The following is a 726-nucleotide window of genomic DNA, read 5'->3' as shown; positions in this document are numbered from 1 at the left end:
CGTTCGCCAAAGCGGAGAAATCGGGCGCAGGGAAATCCGGGAAATGCGTCGACAGGCCCGCATCCCGGTTGTCGAAACGGACAACACGAAACCCCTTCTCCACAAAGATCCGGCAGAACGATTCCGTCCAGCGGATCCGCTGGGCACCAAGCCCGGAGATCAAAAGGATTGTGTCGTGGTGGTCGTCGCCGAAGCTGTCATAGCCGATGACGATGCCGTTGGCTTCCAGTGATTTCATTCACGTCCCCCAGCCTGCTGTTTCGATTGCGGTTGAGGGAAGCAGGCGGGCATCTTCGATGGCTGCGGTTCTATGGCCGATCCCGGCCAGATATTCCGAGTGGCCTGAAAAGGAAAGAAATGCATCGGCGCTTTGCTGCTTGACCAGCATTACGAGATCCCACCGTTCGTCGCCGGGACCGATCAGCAGCGGGCCTCCCTTGCCAAGGAACAGGAGCTCGCCTCCGCTTTCGCGCAGAAACGGCAATGCGTGGTGGATATAACGATCGAATGCTTCCGCACCACTGATGGGCGTGTCCGGTGCCAGTTCCGGATGTGCGGCGTAGTCAGCGATCTCGCGTAGACGCAGCAGGTTCAACATGATCACGTTGCCTTGCATTTTTCTGGCGACGAAGGCGCGTCCAGATTGCTGCGTAGGCTCCACATATCGAGCAGGTCGAGTGCCTGGGGCCATGGTCGGAACTCCTGTCCGTTCTAATCACAAGAAGT

2 protein-coding genes are annotated in these 726 nt (G+C 58.3%); both read right to left on the bottom strand.

Annotated features, from left to right (window positions below):
- The coding region (locus IG80_RS16045) for an alpha/beta fold hydrolase (protein ID WP_198027420.1) at window positions 1–238 on the bottom strand (238 nt) is incomplete at its 3' end.
- Window positions 239–691 (bottom strand): DUF1330 domain-containing protein, encoded by a 453-nt coding sequence (locus IG80_RS0112220; protein WP_032114301.1) that lies wholly within the window; start codon window positions 689–691, stop codon window positions 239–241.
- Between the last annotated feature and the right edge of the window lie 35 nt (window positions 692–726).

It is taken from the genome of Candidatus Paracaedibacter symbiosus (assembly GCF_000757605.1).
Lineage (GTDB): Bacteria > Pseudomonadota > Alphaproteobacteria > Paracaedibacterales > Paracaedibacteraceae > Paracaedibacter_A > Paracaedibacter_A symbiosus.
This window is presented reverse-complemented; position numbering and strand designations above follow the sequence as displayed.